Raw genomic sequence first — 1,023 nt, 5'->3', positions numbered from 1 at the left:
AATCCTTTAGTCAGCACATGTAAAAGTCCTAACCAAGCGGTTAGGACTTTTTTGTTAGTAAAATATGTCATATATAATTGACAATTTCAAAAATTATATTATACTTAAAGTATAAAAAGTCACATATATATGACTTGTTGAGATAAAAGAAAGAATTACCGTGAACAGAGTTAAAGAATATCGAAAACAAAAAGGTTTATCACAGATGGCATTGGCTAAAAAAATAGATGTTGCTAGGCAAACAATAAATTTAATTGAAAATGATAAATATAATCCTTCATTAGACTTATGTTTAAAGCTAGCGCATGAGTTAAATACAGATTTAAATACGTTATTTTGGGATGGAGATGCTAAAGATGGAAGCAAAGGAAACTAAGTTTGAGAAGTACATGAAGTTTTGGCACGGAATTTCTGGTCCACTTGATGAACAAAAACGACAGGTTATGAATCGAATTGGTAATCGTGCATTCTTTATATTTTTCTTAAGTATGGATGCAGCGTTCTTAATTTCGATGGTTTTGTTTTCGATGTATAAAGCTGATGTGGCATATCTTTTCCTTTCTGGTAGCTTTTTTGTAATGCTAATGGCAGTTAGCTTATATATAATGCGGCAATCTAGAAAGGCTCAATTAACAGATAATGAAGTAGAGAAAGATGAAGTACCTGAGGCTAAAAAAGCTGCATGGGTAAGAGGAATGATATCAGGTGCAATCTTTGGCATACTGATGTTAATTTTAGAATTCTTAACTAGTTATACTGATGGTTCGTGGACATGGATAATGATTCCCACATGCTTGATTTCGGGTGTTTTCTTCGGTATCTTTATGTCACTAATTGCAGTTCATAGAATAAAAGTAGTAAAAGACGAAGATTAAAGAAAAAAGTGCTTTACTTTCACTAGTAACATCTGCTATACTAATAGACGTTGTGAGAATGCTGACTTAGCTCAGTTGGCAGAGCACGTCATTAGTAATGATGAGGTCGAAGGTTCGAATCCTTTAGTCAGCACATGTAAAAGTCCTA

Annotated in this window: 2 protein-coding genes and 1 tRNA gene; all 3 read left to right on the top strand. The window is 33.0% G+C overall.

Annotation, left to right across the window (positions count from 1 at the left end; genetic code table 11):
• Window positions 1-160: 160 nt before the first annotated feature.
• The 3 genes from FD18_RS06205 (at window position 161) to FD18_RS06195 (ending at window position 1,008) form a co-directional block, all read left to right on the top strand.
• Entirely contained in the window at window positions 161-376 is a 216-nt protein-coding gene (locus FD18_RS06205; RefSeq protein ID WP_057719090.1) for a helix-turn-helix transcriptional regulator, read from the top strand.
• On the top strand, window positions 357-875 hold the full coding sequence (locus tag FD18_RS06200; RefSeq protein WP_057719089.1) for a DUF3278 domain-containing protein: 519 nt from the start codon (window positions 357-359) through the stop codon (window positions 873-875). Before FD18_RS06205 ends, FD18_RS06200 begins: the two co-directional genes overlap by 20 nt.
• Window positions 876-935: 60 nt before the next feature.
• Window positions 936-1,008 (top strand) — tRNA-Thr (locus tag FD18_RS06195).
• Window positions 1,009-1,023 lie beyond the last annotated feature (15 nt).

It is taken from the genome of Lactobacillus taiwanensis DSM 21401, assembly GCF_001436695.1.
Classification (GTDB): Bacteria; Bacillota; Bacilli; order Lactobacillales; family Lactobacillaceae; genus Lactobacillus; species Lactobacillus taiwanensis.
This window is presented reverse-complemented; position numbering and strand designations above follow the sequence as displayed.

Coding starts and splice junctions, on each gene's coding strand:
- FD18_RS06200 (WP_057719089.1), top strand. CDS start 357: ATGGAAGCAAAGGAAACTAAGTTTGAGAAGTACATGAAGTTTTGGCAC.